This window comes from Allocoleopsis franciscana PCC 7113, assembly GCF_000317515.1.
Classification (GTDB): Bacteria; Cyanobacteriota; Cyanobacteriia; order Cyanobacteriales; family Coleofasciculaceae; genus Allocoleopsis; species Allocoleopsis franciscana.
This window is the reverse complement of sequence record NC_019738.1, coordinates 5,157,458-5,182,172: the sequence shown is the minus strand read 5'-3', so window position 1 is coordinate 5,182,172 and position 24,715 is coordinate 5,157,458. Positions and strand designations below refer to the sequence as shown.

27 protein-coding genes and 1 pseudogene are annotated in these 24,715 nt (G+C 46.6%); 17 read left to right on the top strand and 11 right to left on the bottom strand.

From position 1 onward, the window contains the following. Window positions 1-71: 71 nt before the first annotated feature. Window positions 72-2,684 (top strand): CHAT domain-containing protein, encoded by a 2,613-nt coding sequence (locus MIC7113_RS21270; protein WP_081594674.1) that lies wholly within the window; start codon window positions 72-74, stop codon window positions 2,682-2,684. Between the two features lie 82 nt (window positions 2,685-2,766). On the opposite strand, the gene MIC7113_RS21265 is transcribed toward MIC7113_RS21270, so the two are convergent. Further along, a complete protein-coding gene (locus MIC7113_RS21265) occupies window positions 2,767-4,404 on the bottom strand; it encodes a B12-binding domain-containing radical SAM protein (protein WP_041781108.1) in 1,638 nt (545 codons plus the stop codon). Window positions 4,405-4,436: 32 nt separating this feature from the next. Continuing rightward, window positions 4,437-4,697: a SemiSWEET transporter gene (locus MIC7113_RS21260; protein WP_015184246.1), complete on the bottom strand. Its 261-nt coding sequence runs from the start codon at window positions 4,695-4,697 to the stop codon at window positions 4,437-4,439. Between the two features lie 413 nt (window positions 4,698-5,110). Between MIC7113_RS21260 and MIC7113_RS21255 the strand changes: the two genes are divergently transcribed. Next, window positions 5,111-7,873 carry a transglycosylase domain-containing protein gene (locus tag MIC7113_RS21255; RefSeq protein WP_015184245.1) on the top strand — a complete coding sequence of 921 codons (2,763 nt, stop codon included), beginning with the start codon at window positions 5,111-5,113 and terminating at the stop codon, window positions 7,871-7,873. Window positions 7,874-8,096: 223 nt separating this feature from the next. Next, the gene (psb35, locus tag MIC7113_RS21250; RefSeq protein ID WP_015184244.1) at window positions 8,097-8,300 is read left to right on the top strand and encodes a photosystem II assembly protein Psb35; all 204 of its coding nucleotides are present in this window, start codon (window positions 8,097-8,099) and stop codon (window positions 8,298-8,300) included. A 257-nt stretch (window positions 8,301-8,557) separates the two neighbouring features. On the opposite strand, the gene MIC7113_RS21245 is transcribed toward psb35, so the two are convergent. Then, the gene (locus MIC7113_RS21245; RefSeq protein WP_015184243.1) at window positions 8,558-9,121 is read right to left on the bottom strand and encodes a cyclic nucleotide-binding domain-containing protein; all 564 of its coding nucleotides are present in this window, start codon (window positions 9,119-9,121) and stop codon (window positions 8,558-8,560) included. A gap of 631 nt (window positions 9,122-9,752) precedes the next feature. Between MIC7113_RS21245 and MIC7113_RS21240 the strand changes: the two genes are divergently transcribed. Both MIC7113_RS21240 and MIC7113_RS21235 read left to right on the top strand, forming a co-directional pair. After that, complete coding sequence (locus tag MIC7113_RS21240) at window positions 9,753-10,550, top strand: hypothetical protein (RefSeq protein ID WP_015184242.1); 798 nt, start codon at window positions 9,753-9,755, stop codon at window positions 10,548-10,550. Then, window positions 10,547-11,161: a class I SAM-dependent methyltransferase gene (locus MIC7113_RS21235; protein ID WP_015184241.1), complete on the top strand. Its 615-nt coding sequence runs from the start codon at window positions 10,547-10,549 to the stop codon at window positions 11,159-11,161. The genes MIC7113_RS21240 and MIC7113_RS21235 overlap by 4 nt, the downstream gene beginning before the upstream one ends. A 73-nt stretch (window positions 11,162-11,234) precedes the next feature. Here MIC7113_RS21235 and MIC7113_RS21230 read toward each other — a convergent pair whose 3' ends face one another. Next, entirely contained in the window at window positions 11,235-11,579 is a 345-nt protein-coding gene (locus MIC7113_RS21230) for a hypothetical protein (protein WP_015184240.1), read from the bottom strand. Window positions 11,580-11,833: 254 nt separating this feature from the next. On the opposite strand from MIC7113_RS21230, the gene MIC7113_RS21225 reads away from it, so the two are divergent. Further along, complete coding sequence (locus MIC7113_RS21225) at window positions 11,834-12,199, top strand: hypothetical protein (RefSeq protein WP_015184239.1); 366 nt, start codon at window positions 11,834-11,836, stop codon at window positions 12,197-12,199. A gap of 555 nt (window positions 12,200-12,754) precedes the next feature. On the opposite strand, the gene MIC7113_RS21220 is transcribed toward MIC7113_RS21225, so the two are convergent. Then, entirely contained in the window at window positions 12,755-13,480 is a 726-nt protein-coding gene (locus tag MIC7113_RS21220) for a hypothetical protein (protein WP_051055759.1), read from the bottom strand. A gap of 183 nt (window positions 13,481-13,663) precedes the next feature. Here MIC7113_RS21220 and MIC7113_RS21215 point away from each other — a divergent pair, with 183 nt between their 5' ends. The 10 genes from MIC7113_RS21215 (at window position 13,664) to MIC7113_RS21170 (ending at window position 21,214) form a co-directional block, all read left to right on the top strand. Continuing rightward, window positions 13,664-14,062, top strand: coding sequence for a response regulator (locus MIC7113_RS21215; RefSeq protein ID WP_041781107.1), 399 nt, complete (start codon window positions 13,664-13,666; stop codon window positions 14,060-14,062). A gap of 128 nt (window positions 14,063-14,190) precedes the next feature. Then, window positions 14,191-14,841 carry an ABC transporter permease gene (locus tag MIC7113_RS21210; protein ID WP_041780160.1) on the top strand — a complete coding sequence of 217 codons (651 nt, stop codon included), beginning with the start codon at window positions 14,191-14,193 and terminating at the stop codon, window positions 14,839-14,841. Between the two features lie 163 nt (window positions 14,842-15,004). Beyond that, window positions 15,005-16,450: a signal recognition particle protein gene (gene ffh / locus MIC7113_RS21205; RefSeq protein WP_015184236.1), complete on the top strand. Its 1,446-nt coding sequence runs from the start codon at window positions 15,005-15,007 to the stop codon at window positions 16,448-16,450. A gap of 98 nt (window positions 16,451-16,548) precedes the next feature. Then, window positions 16,549-16,797, top strand: coding sequence for a 30S ribosomal protein S16 (rpsP, locus tag MIC7113_RS21200; RefSeq protein WP_015184235.1), 249 nt, complete (start codon window positions 16,549-16,551; stop codon window positions 16,795-16,797). Then, window positions 16,772-17,182 (top strand): KH domain-containing protein, encoded by a 411-nt coding sequence (locus tag MIC7113_RS21195; protein ID WP_015184234.1) that lies wholly within the window; start codon window positions 16,772-16,774, stop codon window positions 17,180-17,182. Before rpsP ends, MIC7113_RS21195 begins: the two co-directional genes overlap by 26 nt. A gap of 247 nt (window positions 17,183-17,429) precedes the next feature. Further along, window positions 17,430-18,386 carry a PhoH family protein gene (locus MIC7113_RS21190; RefSeq protein ID WP_015184233.1) on the top strand — a complete coding sequence of 319 codons (957 nt, stop codon included), beginning with the start codon at window positions 17,430-17,432 and terminating at the stop codon, window positions 18,384-18,386. Window positions 18,387-18,471: 85 nt separating this feature from the next. Further along, window positions 18,472-18,879: a ChuX/HutX family heme-like substrate-binding protein gene (locus MIC7113_RS21185; RefSeq protein WP_015184232.1), complete on the top strand. Its 408-nt coding sequence runs from the start codon at window positions 18,472-18,474 to the stop codon at window positions 18,877-18,879. 26 nt (window positions 18,880-18,905) lie between these two features. Beyond that, window positions 18,906-19,778, top strand: coding sequence for a DUF6816 family protein (locus MIC7113_RS21180; protein ID WP_015184231.1), 873 nt, complete (start codon window positions 18,906-18,908; stop codon window positions 19,776-19,778). 302 nt (window positions 19,779-20,080) lie between these two features. Continuing rightward, the gene (locus tag MIC7113_RS21175; RefSeq protein WP_015184230.1) at window positions 20,081-20,281 is read left to right on the top strand and encodes a hypothetical protein; all 201 of its coding nucleotides are present in this window, start codon (window positions 20,081-20,083) and stop codon (window positions 20,279-20,281) included. Between the two features lie 207 nt (window positions 20,282-20,488). Beyond that, window positions 20,489-21,214: a DUF2259 domain-containing protein gene (locus tag MIC7113_RS21170; RefSeq protein WP_015184229.1), complete on the top strand. Its 726-nt coding sequence runs from the start codon at window positions 20,489-20,491 to the stop codon at window positions 21,212-21,214. A 166-nt stretch (window positions 21,215-21,380) separates the two neighbouring features. Here the strand turns inward: MIC7113_RS21170 and MIC7113_RS21165 are convergent, their stop codons facing one another. From MIC7113_RS21165 to MIC7113_RS34935, 4 genes are all read right to left on the bottom strand, one after another. Then, window positions 21,381-21,893 (bottom strand): anthrone oxygenase family protein, encoded by a 513-nt coding sequence (locus MIC7113_RS21165; RefSeq protein ID WP_015184228.1) that lies wholly within the window; start codon window positions 21,891-21,893, stop codon window positions 21,381-21,383. A 13-nt stretch (window positions 21,894-21,906) separates the two neighbouring features. Further along, on the bottom strand, window positions 21,907-22,311 hold the full coding sequence (locus MIC7113_RS21160) for an MAPEG family protein (RefSeq protein WP_015184227.1): 405 nt from the start codon (window positions 22,309-22,311) through the stop codon (window positions 21,907-21,909). Between the two features lie 105 nt (window positions 22,312-22,416). After that, window positions 22,417-22,803, bottom strand: coding sequence for a hypothetical protein (locus tag MIC7113_RS21155; protein ID WP_015184226.1), 387 nt, complete (start codon window positions 22,801-22,803; stop codon window positions 22,417-22,419). Window positions 22,804-22,944: 141 nt separating this feature from the next. Next, window positions 22,945-23,193, bottom strand: coding sequence for a hypothetical protein (locus MIC7113_RS34935; RefSeq protein ID WP_015184225.1), 249 nt, complete (start codon window positions 23,191-23,193; stop codon window positions 22,945-22,947). A 121-nt stretch (window positions 23,194-23,314) separates the two neighbouring features. Between MIC7113_RS34935 and MIC7113_RS21145 the strand changes: the two genes are divergently transcribed. Next, on the top strand, window positions 23,315-23,560 hold the full coding sequence (locus MIC7113_RS21145) for a helix-turn-helix domain-containing protein (protein WP_015184224.1): 246 nt from the start codon (window positions 23,315-23,317) through the stop codon (window positions 23,558-23,560). Window positions 23,561-23,675: 115 nt separating this feature from the next. Here the strand turns inward: MIC7113_RS21145 and MIC7113_RS21140 are convergent, their stop codons facing one another. Both MIC7113_RS21140 and MIC7113_RS34930 read right to left on the bottom strand, forming a co-directional pair. Continuing rightward, window positions 23,676-24,470, bottom strand: coding sequence for a hypothetical protein (locus MIC7113_RS21140; RefSeq protein ID WP_015184223.1), 795 nt, complete (start codon window positions 24,468-24,470; stop codon window positions 23,676-23,678). Window positions 24,471-24,572: 102 nt separating this feature from the next. Beyond that, a pseudogene (locus MIC7113_RS34930) lies at window positions 24,573-24,662 on the bottom strand (element excision factor XisI family protein); the annotation flags it as partial. Window positions 24,663-24,715 lie beyond the last annotated feature (53 nt).

Genomic DNA, 24,715 nt, shown 5'->3' with positions numbered 1-24,715 from the left:
AGGCCGTTCATTATTATGGGATAACAAGCATTGGGTGGGTTAGACGAAAGGGTAACCCATCCTAAAACTTAATTTCCAGCATTGCTCAACAACCCGCAGGTAGTGAGCAAGACGCCACCCGCGCCGCAGCAGAACAAGCCTTTCAGGAGGGAGAACAACTAATCAATCAAGGAACAGCAGAATCTCTACGACAAGCAATTACCAAATTTGAAGAAGCGCTACCCCTGTATCGTGCTGTCGGGGATAGGCAATCAGAATCCCTTATTCTCAACGAGATTGGTTATATCTACTCCGATTTAGGAGAAAAGCAAAAAGCGCTGGAATACTACAACCAATCCTTACCCTTGAGACGGGCGGCTGGGGACAAGCGTGGGGAAGCCGTTACCCTCAATAACATTGGTCGAGTCTACTCCGATTTAGGAGAAAAGCAAAAAGCGCTGGAATACTACAACCAATCCTTACCTTTGAGACGGGCGGCTGGGGACAAGCGTGGGGAAGCCGTTACCCTCAATAACATCGGTCGAGCCTACGACGCATTAGGAGAAAAGCAAAAAGCACTGGAATACTACAACCAATCCTTGCCCTTGAGTCGGGCAACTGCGAACAAGGCACAGGAAGCGGTTACCCTCAATAACATCGGTGTAGTCTACGACACATTAGGAGAAAAGCAAAAAGCGCTGGAATACTACAACCAATCCTTGCCTTTGAGTCGGGCAACTGCGAACAAGGCACAGGAAGCGCGTACCCTCAGTAACATTGGTGTAGTCTACCACGCATTAGGAGAAAAGCAAAAAGCGCTGGAATACTACAACCAATCCTTGCCCTTGAGTCGGGCAACTGCGAACAAGGCACAGGAAGCGGTTACCCTCTACAATTTCGCTTACCTCGATCGCAGCCAAGGCAATCTCAACGATGCCTTAACTCAGATTGAAGCTGCCATCAATATTATCGAAGACCTCCGCACTAAAATTGGTAGCCAGGAACTCCGTGCCTCATACTTCGCCTCAAAGCAGGATTATTACCAGTTCTACATCGACCTGCTGATGCAGTTGCACAAAACCAACCCTTCCAAAGGATACGACGCCTTAGCCCTCCACGCCTCAGAACGCGCCCGTGCTCGCTCTTTGTTAGAACTCCTCACCGAAGCTAACGCCAACATCCGCCAAGGCGTCAACCCCGAACTTTTAGAACGAGAACAAACCTTACAGCAGCAACTCAGCGCCGCCGAATACAACCGAGAACAACTGCTCAAAGGTCAATACACTGATAAACAATTAAACGAAATCAAACAACAAATTGCCACCCTCCTCACCCAGTTGCAGCAAGTCGAAGGAGAAATCCGAATCAACAGCCCCCATTATGCTGCCTTAAAGTATCCCCAACCCCTCACCCTGCCACAGATTCAACAACAAGTCCTCGATGACAACACCATTCTGTTGGAATACTCACTCGGCGAAGAACGCAGCTACCTCTGGGCAGTCACTAAAACAAGTATCACCAGCTACGAACTCCCCAAACGCACAGAAATTGAAACCGCCGCCCAGAAATTTTACCAGCAACTCAAATCTGAAGCCGGGAATATCGAGGAAGGGATGAAATTGAGCCAGATGATACTGGCACCGGTGATGAATCAATTGGGGAATAAGCGCTTACTCATCGTTGGTGATGGTGCATTGCAATCTATTCCCTTCGCTGCATTGCCCATTCCTCAGAATACACAGGCGTCGGTTCTCCCGGCACCCCGCCGGGAAATTAATCTCCCGGCTAATAGCTCAAGTCGTCTAAAGACGACTCAAACCCCTATAAACAGTCCTCTTCAGAGGACTTTAGCTATGAGCCAGGGGTTTAAACCCCTGGCGGACGTGAACTCCTACACCCCCCTCCTCGTCAATCACGAAATCGTCTCCCTCCCCTCCGCCTCAACCATCGCCGTACTCCGAAACGAACTCAAAGACCGAAAACCAGCCCCTAAAACCCTTGTAGCCGTCGCTGATCCCGTTTTTGAACCCAATGACCCCCGCTTGAAGAAAGCAGGGGAGAATTCTTCATCCTCCAGTTCCACGTCAACTGAGGCAACCCGTTCAGCCATAGAGATGGGTGTCAACCTGCAACGCCTAGAATACACCCGAAAAGAAGCCGACGCTATTCTCGCCCTTGTCCCAGACAATCAACAGTTCTCAGCCTTTGACTTTGCCGCCAATCGTACCACCGCCACGAAACCCGACCTCTCCCAATACCGCATCATCCACCTCGCCACTCACGGACTCCTCAATACCATCAATCCCGAATTATCCGGAGTTGTGCTGTCCTTACTCGATGAAAACGGCGCAGATACCAATGGTTTCCTGCGTCTCAACGACATCTTCAACCTCAACCTCCCTGCCGAACTCGTCGTCCTCAGTGCCTGCGAAACCGGACTCGGTAAGGATGTGAAAGGAGAAGGGTTGGTAGGCTTGACAAGAGGCTTCATGTATGCAGGGGCGAAGAGCGTCACCGTCAGTTTGTGGAGCGTCAGCGATACAGCCACATCCATCTTAATGACAAAATACTACCAACAAATGCTCGACAAAGGCGTCAATCCCGTAGCAGCACTAAGAGCCGCACAACTAGAAATGATGAAAACCGAGCAATGGAAAGCCCCCTATTACTGGGCTGCATTTTTGGTGCAAGGCGAATGGCGGTAAGACTACGCCATCCAAAGCTGCTGAGAAAATCGAATCGCGAAGGTGACTAATAAAAGCGCAAAAAAGCTCATGAAGATTTTTGTTATCCAATACCCACAACTTGAGGTTGTTCAAATTGAGAAATTGCCGCATCCCGATGCTTGAGTAACGTTCCCTGAGGTAGTGGCCCCTGTAAGTGATTCCAAGGTAATACTTTATCCGTTGACCAGTTAGTATGAACGTAAAAATCCAGTTCCGGTAATTGTCCTCTCAGTTCTTTGAAAGCACGGCGATAACTGCCTACAGAGTCTCCATAATGTCGCGTAAGTTCTAATAAATGGGATAATCGGCGATCTCCTCTGGATATCAAGGCTTGAATCACCGACCAGTTATAGCTTTCCGGTCGGAAATCGATTCCTTGGGGTTTCAGGTGTTTCTGCAAAAACTTCAGCCGCTTCTCTGCCTGAGAATTCACCCCAAACCATTGAAATGGGGTATGGGCTTTCGGAACAAAGGTACTGCAACCAAAAGTCAAACGTAAACCGGGAGCAGCTTTTTTGATCTGTTTCATCATCGCCACGGTTTGTTCCACGTCGGACATTTCTTCGCCTGGAACACCCACCATTCCATAGAGTTTGAGGCTCTTTAATCCACCCGCTTTGGCATTAAGGGCAGCTTGAATAATTTCCTCGTTGGTTAGCTTCTTATTAATAATTTGCCGCAGCCGTTCTGAACCACTTTCCACCGCGATGGTAATGGAGTTTGTCCCTCGTTGAGTCAGAGTTTCTGCTAACTTTGGTGTGACTGTATTGGTTCGCACGGAAGCAATACTCAGCCGCACATCCTCATACCTCGGTTGAGACAGGTAATCGAGTAATACTTCAAACTCAGGATGCTGTGTTACCGATGCTCCTAATAAGCCAATCCGTTTAGTTACCTCTAATCCCCTGTCAATAGCTGGAATCAAAGAATCCGTCGCACTTGGCGTCCGAAAGGGCAGCGTCAGATAACTCGCCAAACAGAAGCGGCACATCTCTGGGCAACTGCGTACCACTTCTACCATATAGATATTTTCCCAAGCGGCTTTTTCCGTTACCACAGTTGAAGCCGATAGCGTATTACCTCGATAAGTCTGTTTTTCCACCCTTGGGGGAATCTCAGCTTCTACGGGTTGAATGGATTGAATTTCGCCTGTCGAGTGGTGGTAAGTTACCTCATACAAGCTGGGAACATAGATTCCCGGTACCTGCGCTAGACGCCTTAGTTGTGTTTCTCTTTCAGCGGAGCGAACTTCTTTGTAAGCTTCGAGGAACTCACCCAGCAGAATTTCTCCATCCCCTAGCAAAATTAGATCAAAGAAATCTGCAAAGGGTTCTGGGTTGGCTGTCAATACGGGACCTCCCCCAAAAACGAGGGGATGGTGAGACTCTCGCTCAACCGACCTCAACGGGATTCCTAAACCTTCTAGGGAGTTCAATAGATTGACATAATCTAATTCCCATGATATAGAGTAACCTAGTAATTCCGGCTGTCCCGGCAGGGGTTCATGAACATCCGTGAACCAGCGGCTGACTTGCAAGTCGGAGCGCGAGGCTAAAGTTGCCCACACCACTTGATAACCCAGGCTGGTAATGCCCACGCTGTATTCATTCGGAAAAGCAAAGATGGTAGGAATAGCGTCCGCTTGAGGGGTAGCGGGCGTAAACAGAAGGCGTTCAGATGCGAAAACAGCAGAGGTCACAGGCGTTGCATGAAGGTTATCAATGAATTGTTTCACCTATATCTAATTTTAAGAACCAAAATCATTAGCGCCAAAACCAGGGTGACGGCGTTAGTCACAATAATGGGCATCGCTCCAATCGCAATTCCATATATGATCCATAGAAAAATACCGACAGAGAAGGTAATCATCATGACTAAAGAAACATCTTTAGCTGACTTGGATTTCCAGGTTTTGAACAGTTGAGGCAAAAAAGCGATTGTTGTCAGCGTTCCGGCAATTAGCCCCAAAATATTGATGAATTGTGTGTCCATTTATCGGGTGTCTCTCCCACTGTCTAGAATAATATGATGGTATTTTTGAGATAATTCCGATAAAATCTCACCTGACATGTATCATCGACCACGATATTTTGTTGACGACGGTTAGGAAGAGTTGTACCGGAGAGATAGTCCCCCATGAAAAAAAAGGAGCTTCTTGTTTATCTGCTGTACAGGGGAATAGAAAATAGTGCTGAGCGACCCAAGGGGATCAGAAGTTAAGGCACAGCCAAACTAGGGGAACCCAAGCGTGTGGAAAGCCTTGCTCCCTCATTAGATAGAGGCTTCTGGGGCATCGGATTTAACATTACATCAAAAAGACAATCGCGACTTTTCGCAAATCTTGATCCCAAGCCCTAAAATAAGCAAGAAGTTGTGGCGGCTTGTGGTGTAACTGAGGAGTTAAAGTGTCAAAGTTCATCCCAAAGCATAAAGACTTATCAAGTCAGATTAATTCATCGGCGTCAACAGAATCCGAGCCGGAATCGCTGTCTCCTGATCAGCAACAAGAAAAGACAGGGCAACCGAAATCGAGTCATGGGCTATTGACGCGATGCCAACAGGGTGTAACGGTTACGATCAACGGCATCAAGCGTGTTTCGACGCCAGTCATTGAGCAGTTCACAGGACCGAGAAAGCTACATCGTCGCCCTTGGTTTTGGTTGGGAATCAGTGCTGGAGGTGGTGCGATCGCGTTGGGTGTCGGGTGGGTAGTTCTAGAGAACAGTCTTCCGGATTCCACTGCCGATCTCTTGACCTATGTCCGAGATGACACGATTACGATCAAAGCAGAAAAGGGTGAAATTCTCCAGCAAATTGGGCCAGCCACCCGCGAAACCATCAAAATTGACGACGTTCCTAAAACCTTAACTCAAGCCTTTCTAGCGACTGAAGACCAGCGCTTTGAAAAACATCACGGGGTCGATTACCAAGGAATTCTCCGCGCTCTACTGTCTAACATTCAAGCTGGGGATGTCGTAGAAGGTGGAAGCACCATCACCCAGCAGCTTGCCCGAATTGTCTACTTCAATCAGGAGCGAACCATCGCGCGCAAGCTCAAAGAAATGCTGATGGCGCAAAGAATTGAGAAGAATGTTGACAAAAACACTATCCTTGAGCGGTATTTAAACCTAGTTTATCTGGGTTCAGGTGCTTATGGAGTTGCGGATGCGGCTTGGGTCTACTTTAGTAAATCGGTAAAAGATTTGACCCTGCCCGAAATGGCGATGATTGCCGGATTGCCTGCTGCTCCTAATGACTACTCACCTTTGAGCAACCCCAAAATCGCCAAAGAGCGCCGTGATACTGTCCTAAAAAGGATGCAAAACAACGGATTTATCACAAAAGCGCAAGCGGATGAGGCGATTGCAACGCCTGTGGTGACTAAACCGAGCAATCCCAAGCGACTGGAGCGAAAAGCCAATTACTTTACTGACTACATTCAACAGGAACTCCCCAAGTACATTTCCAAAGAGAAATTAGCTCAGCAGGGATTGACGATTGAAACCACTTTAAATGTGGACTGGCAAAACGCCGCTGAAGAAGCCGTTCAAGAAACCGTCAAACGAGAGGGACGCTGGCAAGGGTTTAAGCAAGCATCTTTGGTTGCCATTGACCCACGCACCGGTCAGATTAAGGCCATGGTGGGAGGCAAGGATTTCTATAATCAACAATTTAACCGTGTCACTCAGGCCAAGCGTCAGCCTGGTTCTACCTTTAAGACATTTGTTTACGCCACAGCCGTCGCCGCTGGCATTTCTCCCAATCGCGGCTACCTAGATGCGCCCTATACCGTCGATGGCTACACACCGAAAAACTATGGGGATAAATTCCGGGGTTGGGTCAATATCCGAGATGCTTTCACCCATTCGATTAATGTTGTCGCATTGAAAACGCTGATTGATGTAGGTTGGGAGCCTACGATTGATGTGGCAAAAAAAATGGGGATTGAATCAACACTCCACCCCACCTACTCCCTTGCCTTAGGAGCCTCTGAGGTGAATCTGTTAGAGATCACCAGTGCTTATGGCACTCTGGCAACCCAAGGATTGCATACCAATCCTTATGGTATTCACCGCATTCTCGATCAGCACGGTAAGGTCATTTACGAGGGGAAAAGTAAGAGTGAGCGGGCGATTGACCAAGATACGGCTGCAATCATGACTTGGATGCTGCGAAACGTCGTCAAGGATGGTACCGGCCGTTCGGCTCAGCTCGATAATCGCCCGGTTGCTGGAAAGACGGGCACCTCAGATGAGGCTCGCGACCTCTGGTTTATTGGTTACATTCCCCAGATGGTAGCCGGTGTCTGGCTCGGCAATGATGACAACAAACCCACCTCTGGCGCGAGTAGTACAGCCGCTTCTACCTGGCATCAGTTCATGGAAAAGGTGGTCAAAGACATGGAAGTTGAAAAATTTCCTGACCGCCCGACACAATTAGAAAACCGCAAGCCCACGATTAAAGCCCAACCCATTAGACCTAAACGAGCGATAACCAAAGCGATTCCTAATTCTGATTCTGATTCTGATAGCGCTTCCGAAAGGAATTCAGAACGCACTTCTAGAAGGCGCTCTAGAACAGAAAACAGTTATAGCGGGAGTTCGCGCTCTAATACTTCCGAGAATACTTCTTTAGACGACAGTTCTTCAAGGCGGCGGCGACGGCGGCGCAGATCCAGTGAGAGTCAATCGGCCTCTCAAAGCTCCAGTGAGAGTCAATCAGAAACGCCAAGACGTTCCCGGCGTCGGCGAAGCTCTGGGGAAAATACTAGCTCCACTGAGTCAAGTTCTCGGCGTCGGCGAAGCTCTGGGGAAAATACTAGCTCCAACGAGTCAAGTTCTCGGCGCTCAAGTTCTCGGCGCTCAAGTTCTCGGCGCTCAAGTTCTCGGCGCTCAAGCTCTAGAAGCTCAGATTCCAACGCCACAGAGTCCAGCAACTCGACTTCGACCCGCTCATCCTCCAAAAGGCGGCGCTCTTCCCAGAGGAGTGAGCCATCAACTTCATCACCAGCTCCCGCGCCTAGACGCCGCCGCGCCCGGTATGAATCCGCACCAGCAGCGGCTCCTCCAGCTCCTCCAGCGTCTAGAAAAGTATCAGAACCTGCTCGGTCGAGAGCTCCTGTTGCACCAGCGCCCCCCCCAGAGCCACCGGCACCAGCCGCCGAGTAATCAAGCTAGACCCGGCTGGCAAAAGTTTGTCACCCCCTCCCTAAAAAGGGGGAGAGTCTGTCTGAGTCTAGATAGGGATGTGAGTTAAGCCTCTTGGGCAGAGCCTTGAAGCATTCTTTTTCTTTCCCTCTCTTCTTCAATCAGGCAGATCCAACTCAGGAGTGATAGAAGCTTCTCTATGTTTTGGTAGGATAACCAAAATACCATAAGGAGTTTACAAACGATGCATTTATTAATGGGAGTAGGAGTCGAGGCGGCTCCCCATTTTCCAGTTTCTTTTACCCTGGTGTACGTTGTAGGTTTTATTGCGGCTGTAACCATTGGCTCAATTGCCTGGTACAACTCGAAGCGTCCTCCCGGTTGGGAAAACAAAGAGCGTCCTGATATTGTGCCCAAGGTAGAAAAGAAAGATAATCCGGGCTTATAAAAACCCCGTTAGGACTAGTTAACATACTAAATCTGGTAAGGATAACTAGCATCCTTAATTCCTGCCTCTTGACACAGATTGGAGGCAGTATTTCATTAAAAAACCTTCAATCGGTCTTGACTCACTCGTCGTTGTCATGACCAAAATTACTTATTCTGCAAAAAATTGTCATTTTATTGACACAAGAGCCAAACTATGGTATGGAAATTGTTAACTAATTAACCATCCTGAAACAAGTCTATAGTCGGGCTTAGATTTTATTCCGGGAGGGCGGCATAATCCGTATTTCTCAAGCGCCTGAGCAGCCAGTCAAATCGAGCCTTAGCCAGGGGAACATTATCGAGCATTTCGGGAGAGAGGTCATCGGCTGAGGTGTTATCGTCTTGCAACAGTTGACCTTTGGCATAACCCAAATATCTGACTGTACCCCGTAGTCGGGTGGACATGAAAATGGCGATCGCCCGATAAAAACGAGACGCAAAGCCTTCATCCTCTCTCAATTTTTCGACCAAACTCGCTCTGGGAATCGCTAAAATCAAGGAGTTTTCTACCGCCTGAACCGTCGCTGACGGGGGACGGGCATCAGCGAAGGACATTTCGCCCACAACCGCACCACTGGTTAAGCGAGCGATCGTCTTGCCTTCTAGGGCGGCAACAGACACAGACAGCGTTCCCTCTAGCAGAATCAGGAGTGTATCGATGGGCCGACCTTCTTGGATGAGAACGGTTCCCGCAGGCACTTCCTCGCGACGACCCGTTGAGATCATCCAATCGATGTCCTCGTCCACTAGTTCACCCAGTAAAAAAAAGACCTTTTTCATAACGTTGGCTCTGTTTCTAGTTGTGGTAGCAGGAGCAGTGTGGCAACTTCCTGACACACCCTGAATACGCTGTTTCCCTATCTTAGATTTGAAGTCTTTAGATAACTATTATGGTTGAACACAAGTCTTCAGGTTGCCAAAAACCAGAAAAATCTTTAACATTTGTTAAAAATCGAGGAAAGTACTGATCTAAGTTTGGGGAACCTAGGACTATCTTTCCTATACCTAGGGCAATACTTGAGAGGCGAGAGATGATAGGTTAAAGACAACCCCACAAACAAAGAAGATTGTTAAGTACTGGGGCGATTCCTGGGTATTTTCAGCCCTCACATCTAGGGGGAGTCTTTGCCGAAACAGTGACCATCAAACCAACTTTTCGATCATCTGCCTTGCCTAACGGATCGCAAGAGTGTCAATCTGAGGTTCGCCCTAACACGCTAGCTACGCTAACGTAACTGGCAACTGCTAGGCGATCGCTATGCACAGAGTTAACGCCCAAATGCCCAATTGAGGCATGGAGGGTTAGACCCCTTATTAATTGACCAACAGTATCATAAATTTGAGAGATTGAGAAGCAGACCAGAGAGTGGGGAGAGCATTCTGCCTTCTTTCGAGGAATTTTTTTGAAGTTATGAAACAATCTACTAAAGCCTTAGACCGAGACAAACTCAGACAGTTCCTTAACCTGGCAGCTATCCTTGCCGCCTTTGGCATTAATGTTTGGGCAAATATTGCCCCACTCAACGGACTCACAATTGGCGCAATTTCCAATACCTTCTTCAGAGAGGTTTTGATTGTTCCGGCGAACTATGCCTTTGCCATTTGGGGACTGATTTATCTAGGTTTGCTCAGCTTCGGTGTTTATCAGGTACTGCCTGCCCAAGCACAAAACCCTAGTCTGCGGCGAATGGGGTATCTTTTGGTAGTGGCTTGCTTGGCTCAAATTGCCTGGGTGTTCGTCTTCCAGTACCAATGGTTCACTCTCTCACTGCTGGCGATGCTAGGAATTTTGCTGCCGTTGCTTGGGGTTTATCGGCGGCTGGGGATTGGCACAAACCGAGTTTCAAGATTAGAGAAGTGGTTGATTCACATTCCTTTGAGTATTTATCTGGCTTGGATTAGTGTGGCGACTATCGTCAATGTGGCATTAACACTCTACAGCCTAGGGTGGAACGGTTGGGGAATTGACTCGCAACTGTGGACAGCGATCGCATTAGTTGCCGGTGGAGCGATCGCCGCTATCGTTACAATGGGGCACAGAGATATCGCTTTTGTCTTGGTTTTTGTTTGGGCTTTCGTAGCGATTGCCGTGCGTCAGGCTAACATCTTTCTGATTGCCACAACAGCCGCAGGATTAGCGATCGCCCTAATCTTATTTCTGGTGTTCAGCATACTCCGTCGTCAAAATTCCCGCCTACCATCCCCATGACTAGTCATGTTTTCCACAACAAGCAAAAATTCTTTGATCGCTGGGCACCCAACTACGACTGCCTGTTCACGACGATATTTTACCAGGCTGTCCACAAACGAATGTTAGAATACGTTGAATTACCCCATCAACCCCATGTCCTCGATCTCGGTTGTGGTACAGGTCGTCTGCTGCATCGCCTCGCCACCCAATTTCCCAGCCTTCAAGGTACGGGGTTAGACTTATCAACAGAAATGCTGCGTCAAGCCCAACAGCGCAACCCGTATGGAACTCGACTCACTTATCGACAGGGTAATGCGGAATCAATGCCCTTTGCAGAAGGTGAATTTGATGCTGTGTTTAATACCATCAGCTTTCTGCATTACCCCAATCCTCAACAAGTTGTTTTGGAAGTGAATCGGGTGCTGCGTCCCGGTGGACGTTTCTACCTAGCTGACCATACTGTTAGAGAAGAAATGGGCGATCGCTTATTCGGGTTTTCTCCCGGCGGTATTCGCTGTTACAGCCCTCAGCGGCGAGAGCAATTGGGTGCACAGGCAGGTTTCGAGTGTTTGGGGCATTACTATCTTCTCGGTTCAGTTCTGCTGACGATTTTTGGTAAGCCCATTTAGTTGGCGAGAAAATCTACTTCATGACTAAAATATGGCGTTTAATATTAACATGTTCTGATGCTGAATCATCGCTCTAACGCTCTATTGAAGATGGGTTAGGAATGTGTGGCTGTAGCTGAGGTATACGCTTCAATTCTTCCTGTATATCGACATTATTCTGGAAAGATGCTTCAGTTTTGCAGAACGATTCTCTCGAAACTCTATTTCTTTCCAGAAGGCATAAAATTTCTTGGTTCATCCTCTGTTGCCATGGGTTTTGTGGAAGAGAGGGAGCTAAGTCACGACCCAGTTGATTAGCATCAGAAGGACTGAAACCAAATCTATCATTCGCGGCTACTTTCGTCGGTTCACGCACAAACCAAGCTGTATTCAGCCCTAAAGCGATCGCTAGTGTTATCGGGGTAAAATTTAGTTTCATTACCCATATGCCCCTGTATCTGTGTCCTATTACCTACTATTGTGAAACAGCCAGACTTGAGGAGACTCACCCAATTGGATGACCAGACAGTATGATGTTACAAGGACGTATGAGTGGTTTAACAAAGATTTATAACGATCACTTTTTGTTGCTCAACTGAATCTCGACTATCATGGCAGAAAAGCTCTACGATATGCGAACTGCAAGACTGTTGATCGGAATATCCGAGCTGATTAAAACTAAGGAAGATTAGAATGAAAACACTCAAAATCATGCCGCTGATTATGGGAGTGATTGTCGCAGCGGCTATTGCTGCCACTCCACTGGCGGCTATGGCTCAAGGACAATCACAGTCGAGTAGTGGCGAAATCGTTTTAACTCAAGAACAGCAAGCTAAGTTTAAAGACATACGAGAGCAAACTATCTTGAAAATTTCCCAGGTGCTCTCACCCGCGCAAATGGAGGAGTTCAAAAAGAAGGGGCCACAGGGGCTGACAAATGTCTCAGACCCGCAGAAAATGCAACTTGAGGAGATTTTTCAATCTTATCTCAAAGAGATTCGAGCTATCTTAACCAAGGAGCAACTTCAGCAGATCGAGCAAGCTCAACCTAAGCAGTAGACCCATTGAGCGGCAAGAACGAATTTTGTGGGAGCGTTCAGGGTTAGGTGTACGAATAGAGTCCCTAAACTCACCTCTACAAAATAGGAAAATAATTTAAGAGCAAAGCGATCGCTTTTTTACATCATTCTAAAGGCGATCGCTTCTGCCTTTGGAATGGGTAATCATCACAACCTCGCTATCCAGTTGCAATGCTTCTAGATCAGTTTGAGCATGGGGTAGATGGCAAATGAACTCAGTGGGGGATTGAATTGCATCTGTTCCAGAAATCGCTCAGCTATATCAGAATCTGACTCTTTTGTCTGAAACCACTTCGTTGTAAATGTCTTAATTTGCTTTTAATTAAAGTCGGCAACTTCCACTCCCGTGAAATTCTCCAACATATATTCATGAGCGGAAATTCGGCAAGTAATGACAAACTAATTCGTATAATTTGGGTTAAAAAATTTAAATTACATTAATAATTTGATTAGCAAAAATTTTTCTAACTTCATCCAATCCATCGAGGAGAATCAATGACATTCCTTGTTTAAGAATCTTATGGATTTGACGAGATTAAATGCTATGCACAGAGAAAAATTGAGTGATAAATTCAAAGCAACTAGGTTGATTGTTCGACTCCGATAAATCTCTGATGGTAATAAAAATCGGGACAAAATTCCCCAGCAAATCTCCAGAGCTGCATCGGATAGCCAGATACTTCAAAAACGTCGTCTTTCCGGAACCTGGTTTTCTTAATACCATGAGTTTAGGGTATTGCTTCACAGCTTCTACCCCTAGGATGGGTTTCTCAGTAATTCTACTCAGTCCAATCCGGTCAAAGTTGTGTACTTCGGGGTCGAAATCTTTGAGCAGTTGAGTAATTTTTAGCCGTCTATCCCCAGTTAGCTGATCTAAGAGATTAACATTAGTGTAGATATCTATTAAACCCATGGGCTGGGTCATATCGAGTACCCGGATAGTGCCGCAGCGCTGTTGAATGCTAGGGCGTACCTTCTCTCGCAGAGCTTGCACGAGGGGGTCAATATCGTAAGTGGTTGTGTCTTCTTGATCAATGATCACAGGTGCCGCAATCTCTTCCCAGTCCAGTTCAAGCCGGGAGCAGATAGCCTTAAAGATAAAAAGCTCAATGGACTGTCCCTTGAAAAATTTCCCAATTGAAGAGCGAGTCTTGAGACCGATTTCATCAACGACCAGTGCCTGAGTTAATTTAATCCGCCTGAACGCTTGCTTAGCTTTTCTAATTCCTTGTTCAGAGGCTGAGAGGGATTGCCTTGCCATCGTTCACTCACAAAGCTTTTGGAACTTGTGTGAAGAGGTTGTAAAGTTTAAAGATTATGTAAACTTTATTGATAAATAACCAAAATCAAACATTACCTAAACATTACTCGAACATAGCGCTACTGTACGATTGTCATGCTGGAATTATCTGAATTTGAAATGAATTATAGGAATAAAAATCTGATGAACACTGTTTTGATTGTAGAAGATGAGCCGTCCAACGTTATCGTGTTTTCTAAGATTTTGAGCAAGCGAGGCGGCTTAACGGTGAAGCATACTGAAAATGTGGAGGAAGTAATGCAAATTGCCGATTCTGGAGAAGTGGACATTATTCTGATGGATGTGGATCTGCGTAACAGTCGCTACAAAGGCAAGGCGATGGATGGTCTAAAAATTACTCAAATGCTCAAAGCCAATCCTCAAACAGCAAAAGTACCAGTCATTCTGGTGACAGCAAGCGTGATGGAAGGCGATCGCGAAAACTTTCTCAAACTGAGTGGCGCGGATGGATTCATCCCCAAACCCGTGATCGATCAGCAAGAATTTGTAGATCAGATTCGGGCTATGCTGCCCAAAGACTAATCATGAATACTGGGCTAGGGTGCCAAGAACTGGGCGAATAGAATGAGGTTATTGACTTTATGGGTGGAGGGTTCAATCCCTCCTCATCTATATCGTCAACATCGCTAATTCAAAATCCTGGCATTCCCATGAGCTATATCCTAAAAAATCCTGGGATGATGTTTGGGTTAATCCTAGAACATCTCCAGATGACTGGCATCGCCGTACTTATTGCGATCGCGATCGCTCTCCCTTTAGCCTTACTGGTGACTCACTACCACTGGCTGAGTGTCCCCGTGTTGGGATTTCTCGGAACGCTCTACACCATACCGAGTTTGGCGCTGATTATCCTGCTAGTCCCGATTTTTGGACTCAATCGTCAGTCAGTGGTGATTGCCATGATTATCTATACCCAAGTGATTTTAGTACGCCATTTCTCGGTAGGACTGCAAGCGATCGAGCCTACGATGCTGGAAGCTGCTAGGGGTATGGGAATGAATGTATGGCAACGCTGGTGGCAGGTACAAGTGCCGTTGATTTTACCGATTTGTTTAGCCGGTGTGCGTTTGGCGACCATTGTGGCTGTGGCGATCGCAACTATCGGTGCAAAGTTCGGTGCTGGGGGATTGGGAGTACTACTATTTGATGGCATTGCCCAAAGTCGCGACGATAAAATTTTGGCTGGGGCGATTGTCGTAGCACTCTTAGCCTTTGTACTCAATGGAATTCTGCTGGGATTAGAGTCGAGCTCTAGTCCGCTACGGAAAATCCGGCAAGTTTCTCCTCCCCGTGCCGTGTAGCGCCTAAAGCAATGCAGCAAAACTTTTCCACCACTTCAACCCGATTAAAGTAAAAGCTGACTCCTCAGCACCTCAGCACCTCAGCACCCCCGCTCCCAAACCTGTCAAAAGGCAGCCAAGAATACTACCCTTAGTTAAAGATAACCCTTAAAAAAATTGATTTATGTTTGATGCCCTAGCCGAACGCTTAGAAGACGCCTGGAAGAAATTACGGGGCCAGGACAAAATTTCTCAGTCCAATATCCAAGAGGCGCTCAAAGAAGTCCGTCGCGCTCTGTTATCGGCAGATGTTAACCTGCAAGTCGTTAAAGATTTCGTTGCAGATGTAGAAACCAAGGCACAAGGAGCCGAGGTACTTTCGGGTGTTCGTCCCGATCAGCAGTTCATCAAAATCGTTTACGACGAACTGGTACAGGTGATGGGGGAAACCAATATTCCCTTAGCCCAAGTCGATACAGCACCGACAATTGTGCTGATGGCAGGGTTACAGGGAACCGGAAAAACCACCGCCACCGCCAAGCTGGCGTTACATCTGCAAAAGCAAAACCGCACCTGTCTGTTGGTTGCCACAGACGTTTATCGACCTGCCGCCATTGACCAGTTAGTTACCCTAGGACAACAAATTAATGTCCCAGTCTTTGAACTGGGTGCGGATGCTGACCCGGTTGAGATTGCGCGTCAAGGCGTAGCGCGGGCGAAGGAAACGGGTGTTGATACCGTGATTATCGATACGGCGGGACGCTTGCAAATCGACCAAGACATGATGGGGGAACTCGCCCGGATTAAGCAAACCGTCCAACCCCACGAAACCCTCTTAGTGGTGGACTCGATGACGGGTCAAGAGGCGGCAAACCTCACCCGTACCTTCCACGACCAAATCGGGATTACGGGAGCCATCCTCACTAAACTAGATGGTGACACACGCGGTGGTGCGGCCCTTTCAGTACGCCGGGTTTCGGGTCAGCCGATTAAATTTGTCGGGGTTGGGGAAAAGGTAGAAGCGCTGCAACCCTTTTATCCTGACCGGATGGCATCCCGCATTCTCGGTATGGGAGATGTCCTGACGCTGGTCGAAAAAGCCCAAGAGGAAATCGACCTCGCGGACGCCGAGAAGATGCAGGAGAAAATGCTGACGGCAAAGTTTGACTTCAGCGATTTCTTAAAGCAAATGCGCCTATTAAAGAATATGGGTTCTTTGGGCGGCTTGATGAAGATGATTCCAGGGATGGGCAAGCTGAGTGCGGATCAACTGCAACAAGGAGAAACAAAACTCAAGCAATCGGAAGCGCTGATTAACTCCATGACCGCTGAAGAGCGCCGCAATCCCGATTTGTTAGCGAGTTCTCCATCACGCCGACGCCGGATTGCACGGGGTGCTGGCTATACCGAGAGAGATGTTACCAATTTGGTGAGTGAATTTACTAAAATGAGAAATCTCATGCAGCAAATGAGCCGGGGTCAAATGCCAGGAATGGCAGGCATGGGTGGCATGTTTGGCGGCATGGGCGGAAATCCCCCCTCCCAACCCGGTTGGCGCGGTTACTCTGGAGGTGCTTCTTCCAAGAAAAAGAAAAAGGAGAAGAAGAAAAAGGGATTTGGTCAGCTCTGAACAGTTGAATTTTAACTGATTAGAACGGTCAAACTTCCAACGTTCCAACCTTGAAGCCAGAGATCGCTTAAAATCAAACAGGTGAATTATTCCTAAATATGGTCAAACTGAGATTAAAACGATACGGCAAAAAGCGTGAGGTCAGCTACCGAATTGTCGCAATTCAAAGTAATGCACGTCGCGATGGACGCCCCTTAGAAGAATTGGGCTTCTACAATCCCAGAACAGATGAAACACGGCTCAAAGTTCCAGAGATTGTTCAATGGCTCCAAAATGGTGCTCAGCCCACTGATACAGTGCGTGATATTCTGAGGAAAGCCAATGTTCTCGAACAAGTCCACGCCTGAAACACCGCCCGCCTCCTCTCAAAATGCTAGCCCGGACTATATCGGTCTTGTGCGATTTTTGATCGAGCCGTTTTTAGAGTCACCGACTTCGCTAAAGGTAGACTGCGAGAAATCCAATGCCAATGAGCGGGTATGGATTCGGTTGGCGTTCGACGGGTCGGAGAAGGGACGCGTGTTTGGTCGAGGAGGACGCAACATTCAAGCGATTCGGACGGTCATTCAATCAGCCGCTCAGGCGGCTGGTCAATTTGTCCATCTGGATATTTATGAAGGCCCGAATGAAGGTTCCCGGCGAGAAAGTTCCTCAAGTAGTAAACCGGCTGCCAAAAGAGGTACACCTCGCCGCCCACCAACGTCTAAACCCGCTCCTAGATCTCGCTCTTAATCAAAAGTTGAAGGTTGAAGGTTAAAAGGTTAAAGGTTAGAAAGTCGTTTACTAGGCGGTATTGCCGAAAGATGCGCTCAAGCGGAACCGTTTTCCAAGAGTAGACGCTCTCGTACTGCTCTCTATGAAGCAAGAGACTGAGGTTGGTTAGAGAATTTCAAGTTGTCTGCCAAACTTGCAACATTCAACTGACCTACTTTCCACACCTAATACCTAAAAACTTTCAACTTTTAGAGCCATTGTGGGCATGAGTGAAGTACAAAAGACTATTCAGCTACCAAGTAACGAAAGCGCGATCGCACTAGCTGGTGAGCGGGAAGAAAACCTGAAAACGCTCTCGCGGCTAACTGGAACGAATCTGGTGCTGCGAGGGCAAGAACTTTTAATTTCTGGAACCCAAAAACAAGTTGAACGGGTTTCCTCCTTGATGCGATCGCTAAAATCCTTCTGGAATGAGGGTAAAGCCGTCACGGAGGTGGATATCCAAACCGCCCTTCAGGCTTTAGATACTAATCGCTCAGATGAGTTACAGGATTTACAGCAAGATATTCTTGCCCGTACCCGCAAAGGCGATATTGTCCGTGCTAAAACCTTTGGGCAACGAAAGTACATCAAATCCGTATTAACCCACGACTTGACCTTTTGTGTTGGACCGGCTGGCACAGGGAAGACTTATCTTGCTGTTGTTCTCGCGGCTCAAGCCCTCCTTGCTAATCAGTACGAGCGCTTAATTTTAACCCGACCGGCTGTAGAAGCAGGAGAAAAGTTGGGTTTCTTACCCGGAGATTTGCAGCAAAAGATTAATCCTTATCTGCGACCCCTTTACGACGCACTCTATGAGTTAATTGATCCAGAAAAGGTTCCGAGTTTGATGGAACGAGGTGTAATTGAAGTTGCCCCCCTAGCCTATATGCGAGGACGAACCCTCAGCAATGCCTTTGTGATTGTTGATGAGGCACAAAATACAACGCCGGCTCAAATGAAAATGGTGCTGACACGCCTCGGTTTTCGCTCTCGTATGGTGGTGACAGGTGACATTACTCAGACGGATTTACCATCAAATCAACAGTCTGGATTGGCTGTGGCTCAAAAAATCCTTCATTCCATTGAAGGCATCGCCTTTTGCAAACTGACGACTAAAGATGTTGTCCGGAATCCTCTCGTTCAGCGCATCGTCGCCGCTTACGAACAGCATGAGCAATAGGGAATGGGAGAATGGGGAATGATGTTTAACTTTCTGCCCATCTCTTTAATCATATTTCTTTCAATCTTTAACTAAACCTAATTTTATGACAACTACTCTGAAAGAATTTTTAGAAGCTTGTGAAACCCTCGGAACATTACGTCTCATTGTTACCAGTAGTGCAGCCGTGTTAGAGGTCAAGACGACCATTGAAAAGATATTTTATGCCGATTTACCCAAGGGAAAGTATGCCAATATGCATAAAGAAACCTTGGAGTTTCACCTGAATATGGATGCAATTAAACAGGTCAAATTTGAAACAGGTGAAGCCAAACGCGGCAATTTCACGACCTATGCAATTCGCTTTTTGGATGAAAAACAAGAACCCGCGCTCAGTGCATTTTTGCAATGGGGTAAGCCTGGAGAATACGAACCGGGACAGGTAGAAGCATGGCAATCTTTGCGAGAGAAATACGGAGAATTTTGGCAACCCGCACCCTTAACAGAAGAGTAAGAAAAGTTTAAACAATAGACCCGATTGTGGTAGCTATTATCAGAAGATTTTTAGGATTATGCCTGACTCTCATCTTACTGCTCTGGAGTGGTGAAGCACGAGCCGGTCAGTTAGCTGACCGTTTGGCGCAGTTTCCGAATTGGGAGAATAAACCTCCCGTTACTACACCCCAGGAAGATTTGATTTATCCTGATTGGATGCAAGGTACCTGGAACGTGACGAGTACCTTAGTTGAGCAGGTTGCCCCCCTAGCACCCGATATCGTAACTCCAGGGTTTGAAAGCAATCGCCGCTATCTTAATCAGCCAGTCAATTTTCGGGTACGGTTTCAAGCCGTTACGGCTCAAGCCTCTGTCATCGCCACTCGCTTTCCTCGCTTCACGGTGCAAAGTTCAGGAAAATCTCAGTTATCCCGCCCTGAAGAAACTCCTAAAGTAGTCGCAGACCGAGCATTTAATGGATTGAATATTGCTAAAGCTTATTTAGGCGACGCCAGAATTCAATCGGTAAAAGTCGATCCCAATTCTCCCAATCGCCAAATTACATTTCTGAAAACAGGCTTGCAACTGATTTCGATGGTTACGGGTCGAGCCTCTGAAACTCCTGCCCTCGATCAGTTTATTAGTACTGAAGTTTCCAACCAATTCTTTCGGGGAACACCTCAACCTTATTTCAATCAGGTGGAAACGACAACCGCCTATCAGCTCAAGCCGTCGCCTAATTTAGTGGTTGAGGCTGACCAAATCACTGCCATTTATCTCTCTCCCCAAGATGTCAATTATTTCAAAGCTTTAGAGCAACCGGTGGCTCTCTACCGCTATCGATTAGAGCTTAAACCCGTAGAACAATCAACCGGTTTGCCGAACAACTTGCCGACGTTCAACTCTTGTGATCCGTAACTACACAAGTTGTAACACTTTTTTAATCAATTGGATTCACCGTACTCAATAGCAAGAAGGGCTGCTCAACGGCTTGGTATTACAAGGTTTTCAGCAAATCCCGCCTGCGTCCAAGGTTGTCGCGGCTGAGTCGGCTTTACTCCCTTGACAGCGTATGACATTTATGCATTTAAGGGAAAAGCGTAAAAATTTATTAAAATCATCGTTTCGTATATTTTGCTACAGAATTTTTTGTTATAGTTGAGGAGTCAAGAGAAAAACATTCAATCAAACCTTACTAAAGCAATCGGAGAATCCCAACTATGTCTACTCAAGAACAAGCTCGTGCCCTGATGATGCGTCACCATCACCTCATCAAAAATCGTCAGCAATCTATGCTTGGTCGTGCGGCTGCTGAAGTGGGTATGGATATCGATGCGACAGAGTACTGGAATCATATTCAAGGTAAAGCGCATCCTAGCTTCCGCTCTAGCTACGATCGCAGTGGCGCTTCACTCAGCTAGACTGATGCACAAGGGGAGAATGGACGACGAGTTTCACGGCACTTTCAGGTGCCTGTCACTCCCAAAATTAGAAACATTATTTTCTTGAATCAGTTATGACTACGAAGCAAGGCGTTCTTTTTAGGAAAGAATGCCTTGAATTTTTTTAGGAAGGATGAAGAGGAAGTGTAAAAATTCTTTCATCCTTTAGAAGACTTCATTCCCAATATGAAACGTTTGTCCTTGGCTTCACTCTCGTTTGTCGCGATCGCCTTTCTGGTTAGTTCAGAGGGATTAGCCAGCGCTTTGAGAGCCTCTAGACGAATGTCTGGCTTCTCTCCAGATAGCCGTTACTATCTTTATCTGGAAAGCTTTAGCAACACTGTAACAGAAGTGCCAACGGCACAAATTCAAATGGTCGATTTGGAAACCAACTCCTGCGTGAGGAATGGTTGCCTGAAAACGGAGTATGATCTGTCTGCCTCAAATTTAACCACAAAAGCGGCTGGAGATGACATCCTCAAACGAACTGCACAGCTTAGGTATGATTTGGAGCTGACTCTACTGAAAGTCGGAATCAGACTACCCATGATTGCTCGTCAACCCAATCCCGATGGCAGCGAGACGTATAAATTTCTGATTAAAGACCCAAAAGAGCCATTGCAGATTACGTTAGAGCAAAAGTATATTCCTGCCGTTGAGGCTGGAGGCACCTTTGGTACAGAGCGGGCTTCCATGCGACTGGTGGTTAATTACAATTATCGTCAACTCACCATTGGAGACTTAAGCAATTACCGCGAAGCCGTGCAGAAATATGCGATTAGAGAAGTACGTTTATCGCCCAATCGCCGTAACGCTGTGGTTTTGATTGACATGACGCAACCGACTTATCAGGGAGTGGTGCAGACAACGTTTGTACAGAGTTTCCCAATTGAGAAGCTGCGTGCTGGATGAGCGGAACTCTGTTACAGATTTGCCATATCTTTGTCACCTTCATGTCACTTCAACTTGGTAGGCTGGCCTAAAGCAGGCAATCAGCCCGCTCAGCAGTTCAAATTACGAATGCACAAATGCTCTCTTGAGTGAATGCAAGAGGGCATTTTTTTGCTATATCTTGGCTTCAATAACAGAGCGCGATGGTGAACGATGCCGCTGCCGCTAGTGCTGCTGTTGTCCGAATGTGGTTCCATATCGTCCAGTTGGTGAGGTAGTTAGCCCATAGGCTTGCGCCCTCCGTGCTGTCTGGCTTGACGAGCGCCAGCGCATCGTTCAGTGGTACATTGAACACGATTGTCACGCCTAATGTACCGATGAGATAGAGTAGGCTGCCGATCAGCAAGTAGGGGGCACCGGGTTGATGCCACTTTAACAATGAGGAGACAGTCAGATACATACAAGCCGCAGCCGTTCCCAAGAATGCGGTCATGAACAACGGATTGATCACTGTAATATTAATTAATTGCATGGCGGCAATACCTTGCGCTGGCTGAAGCCGAGCCAGGGCGCTCATCACGAAGGTGGAGAAGGCGAAGAAAACTCCGGCTATCAGTCCACAGCCCAATACCGCCAACAGCTTTAATGCAAAAGGCAAGTGGTTAGTCATTCCCAAAAAATCTACTGTAGACGGCTGCATTTCCATGGCTCAACTAGAAGATTGCCAGGGCAGTCAAAGCAACTAAGCAGGCTAGCTGAATTACCAAGCTTGAGAGTCGAAACAGCGGATTGATGCCAGCGATGTGAATCACTGAATGGACAAGCCGAAATACGATGTATACAATAACCAGCCCATCTATGGCTGTTCCAGATACGCCCCGAACTGTGAGGAGAAACACAACTCCTATATATAAAGGCAGGTTTTCTACTAAGTTGGACTGCGTCCGAAAGAGTCGCCAAAGCAGGCTTTCTTCATTGGGGGTGCCAAAATCTTTGGGAGAGCCACCCGTGGATAAATGCCGAATTCTGACCGTGAGCAGAAAAATAACAACGGTAATTGTCCACAGGATGAAAATTACTAGCCCCCAAAGCGGGAGAGTCATATCGATACTAGGCATGACTTTATCTTTAAATAACTCACTGACAACTTTCAAGCTACTGCTATAACGGTAACGTTAGCCGGCTAATTATGTTGTTGAGCGATTAGATATTGCTGTGTCGTCTTATCTTCTCATCTCATCTGTTGAGCTACTTGGGTACGAGTTGCCGCGATCGCATAGATTAGCGTGTCGTTGTTGCCAGATGGCTTCGAGTCGAGCGATCGCATCTTCTGTATATCGTTGCGCTTCTTGCAGGATGAGTGCCCAAAGGGCGTTGAGAGTTTCCAGGTTTGGACAGAAGCGGATTAGGGTACGGCAAGCGGCAATCCACTGTTCGAGTTTGCGGTAACTGATGAAGTAACCTCCTAAGCCTTGAATATGTACCCAGAGGACGTTATGCCATTTTTCCCAGTTGAGGATGCGTTCAGGGTTGATTTTCAGGTGTTTGGCGATTTGCCGGAGGGTAATCACAAAGGTCTGGGGGTTGATGCGGTGGCGTAGCGGTTGCATGGCAATTTTGGGATTTGGGTGGAATTTAGAAGAACCTCTCCCCCTGCCCCTCTCCTGCAAGGAGAGGGGAGTAAGATTGTTCCCCCTTCCCTACTAGGGAACCGGAGCTTTAGTGAGGAGGTTAGGGGGTTAGGTCTGCAATTAATCAATACGGATGCGGCGGCTGAGGACGCTCATGACTTCGCCGGGATTTTGGGTAGGTTGTGGCTTGCTCCATTCGCTGACTTCGGCGTAGCCCAGGCGATAGAAGGTGTGAATGGTGCTGTTGACGACTTTGGGAGAACTAATAACCAGGATTTTGAGGGGGACTCGGTTGGGTTCTGATGGGGTGTTGGCTGGGTGAGGTGTTCCAGGGTCGGGGGTTTGGTCGGGAATGAAGTCTTCTGTCATTGGGATTTACCTGCTTTTCTAGTGACAGCAATGTTGACAAAATGCGACATCTTTAGTTTTATCCAGATGTCGATCTTTGTCAACATTTACGAGGTCATAAGCCTTTGACACAATCAGAGGCATGGGAAAAGCGGGTACAGTACTAAAGCGGGTTTTGGATGTCTACGGCATTAGCCAAAATAAATTGGCGGTGGCGATGGGAACTGGGCGTTCCAGTATTAACCGTTGGGTCAATGAAAATAGAGACCCATCCGGTGATGCAATCCTGGAAATTAGGAGGGGGCTTCAAAAGATTAATCCCGCAGCGGCAGAGGAGTTTATTCAGCTATACCTGGATGATTCGTTTGAAGATGAGGCGCAGTCGTAGGGGATGAGGAGTGATTTTAGAGCTGTTTACCGTCCTCAAATGTTTGGTAGGTTTTGAGGCACAGCAGATGATCCTGAAAAATACTTAGATTGATTCTGGTATTTCGTTGTTTTTGCTAAATTAGTTTTCTTAGCGCTGCTATTCCTATCTCTGCAAGATATTGTGTTAAATAATTTATTGTATTTTCAATTTTCCATTCTTTGACTTTATTGGCAGATAGAGAACCATGTGCAGTACAGTTTCTTAAAGCTTTTGCAAGTTTTACTGATTCTGCTGATTTTATATATACAGTTTCTTCCTCGGAATTATCTATCCATTTTTTGATTGATTTTGCGTCATCATATTTATATTCTCCATTTTCTTTTATTTGATGTTTAATCTTAAGAAAATGCAACAGGTTTTCTTCATTTTCAATCCACTTTTTTATGTTTACTCTTGACGTGTTTAATCTTTCAAAAGGATAGGAATTATTTTCTTGGTCGCATAACCTTATAAAATTATCTAAAAACCCATGATCACACCCGTTACTATGCATCATTAATGTTTTTACAATTATTTCAAACCCACTATAAGTCATAACAAGTCTCCACTGAAGCCCACGCGCTGTACTATTGCTATTTGAGTTTTCAGGATCTTTACCAGCAAAAGGACTTTCCCATTCCAGTGCAGCTTTAATAAGAGCGTGACCTCTTGATAAACTACTTGCTACGTACTCGATATCTTTACTGTCCGGAGAATGTCGAGGGTTAAAATGTTTAAGCTTAGAAGTAAAACTTTGTCTTAGTATCAGATTTGCATCGGTATTATTTAATTCTCTGAAAAATATATAGACTTGCAGTTCTCTCCAAACGCTATCAAGGTCTTCAATGATTTGTTGTGTGCTTCGTTCTGATATATGAATATTGCTCATCACAAAAAATAAAGCTATAGATAGATCTATACCATAGCCTTTCTTATGCTTCAGTGTTATCCGTATAATTTACTAAAATGACTTCTAGCATCCTCCGCAAACTTAACCAACGGCAAACCCTGTATACTGCCTAACAAAAGGCTCATGAAACGCTAACACAATATCCTCTTTCGGCATCCCCAACCCGCTTAGTATAGAGGGAGCATAGCCAATCCAAGCTGACTACTAATTTACAGCTCTCTAGA

What these genes read in the sequence shown, in the direction of transcription:
- MIC7113_RS21260 (WP_015184246.1), bottom strand. Translation starts at nt 4,697, where the DNA reads ATGGACACACAATTCATCAATATTTTGGGGCTAATTGCCGGAACGCTG.
- psb35 (WP_015184244.1), top strand. Translation starts at nt 8,097, where the DNA reads ATGCATTTATTAATGGGAGTAGGAGTCGAGGCGGCTCCCCATTTTCCA.
- MIC7113_RS21245 (WP_015184243.1), bottom strand. Translation starts at nt 9,121, where the DNA reads ATGAAAAAGGTCTTTTTTTTACTGGGTGAACTAGTGGACGAGGACATC.
- MIC7113_RS21240 (WP_015184242.1), top strand. Translation starts at nt 9,753, where the DNA reads ATGAAACAATCTACTAAAGCCTTAGACCGAGACAAACTCAGACAGTTC.
- MIC7113_RS21235 (WP_015184241.1), top strand. Translation starts at nt 10,547, where the DNA reads ATGACTAGTCATGTTTTCCACAACAAGCAAAAATTCTTTGATCGCTGG.
- MIC7113_RS21230 (WP_015184240.1), bottom strand. Translation starts at nt 11,579, where the DNA reads ATGAAACTAAATTTTACCCCGATAACACTAGCGATCGCTTTAGGGCTG.
- MIC7113_RS21225 (WP_015184239.1), top strand. Translation starts at nt 11,834, where the DNA reads ATGAAAACACTCAAAATCATGCCGCTGATTATGGGAGTGATTGTCGCA.
- MIC7113_RS21220 (WP_051055759.1), bottom strand. Translation starts at nt 13,480, where the DNA reads ATGGCAAGGCAATCCCTCTCAGCCTCTGAACAAGGAATTAGAAAAGCT.
- MIC7113_RS21215 (WP_041781107.1), top strand. Translation starts at nt 13,664, where the DNA reads ATGAACACTGTTTTGATTGTAGAAGATGAGCCGTCCAACGTTATCGTG.
- MIC7113_RS21210 (WP_041780160.1), top strand. Translation starts at nt 14,191, where the DNA reads ATGAGCTATATCCTAAAAAATCCTGGGATGATGTTTGGGTTAATCCTA.
- ffh (WP_015184236.1), top strand. Translation starts at nt 15,005, where the DNA reads ATGTTTGATGCCCTAGCCGAACGCTTAGAAGACGCCTGGAAGAAATTA.
- rpsP (WP_015184235.1), top strand. Translation starts at nt 16,549, where the DNA reads ATGGTCAAACTGAGATTAAAACGATACGGCAAAAAGCGTGAGGTCAGC.
- MIC7113_RS21195 (WP_015184234.1), top strand. Translation starts at nt 16,772, where the DNA reads ATGTTCTCGAACAAGTCCACGCCTGAAACACCGCCCGCCTCCTCTCAA.
- MIC7113_RS21190 (WP_015184233.1), top strand. Translation starts at nt 17,430, where the DNA reads ATGAGTGAAGTACAAAAGACTATTCAGCTACCAAGTAACGAAAGCGCG.
- MIC7113_RS21185 (WP_015184232.1), top strand. Translation starts at nt 18,472, where the DNA reads ATGACAACTACTCTGAAAGAATTTTTAGAAGCTTGTGAAACCCTCGGA.
- MIC7113_RS21175 (WP_015184230.1), top strand. Translation starts at nt 20,081, where the DNA reads ATGTCTACTCAAGAACAAGCTCGTGCCCTGATGATGCGTCACCATCAC.
- MIC7113_RS21170 (WP_015184229.1), top strand. Translation starts at nt 20,489, where the DNA reads ATGAAACGTTTGTCCTTGGCTTCACTCTCGTTTGTCGCGATCGCCTTT.
- MIC7113_RS21165 (WP_015184228.1), bottom strand. Translation starts at nt 21,893, where the DNA reads ATGCAGCCGTCTACAGTAGATTTTTTGGGAATGACTAACCACTTGCCT.
- MIC7113_RS21160 (WP_015184227.1), bottom strand. Translation starts at nt 22,311, where the DNA reads ATGCCTAGTATCGATATGACTCTCCCGCTTTGGGGGCTAGTAATTTTC.
- MIC7113_RS21155 (WP_015184226.1), bottom strand. Translation starts at nt 22,803, where the DNA reads ATGCAACCGCTACGCCACCGCATCAACCCCCAGACCTTTGTGATTACC.
- MIC7113_RS34935 (WP_015184225.1), bottom strand. Translation starts at nt 23,193, where the DNA reads ATGACAGAAGACTTCATTCCCGACCAAACCCCCGACCCTGGAACACCT.
- MIC7113_RS21145 (WP_015184224.1), top strand. Translation starts at nt 23,315, where the DNA reads ATGGGAAAAGCGGGTACAGTACTAAAGCGGGTTTTGGATGTCTACGGC.
- MIC7113_RS21140 (WP_015184223.1), bottom strand. Translation starts at nt 24,470, where the DNA reads ATGAGCAATATTCATATATCAGAACGAAGCACACAACAAATCATTGAA.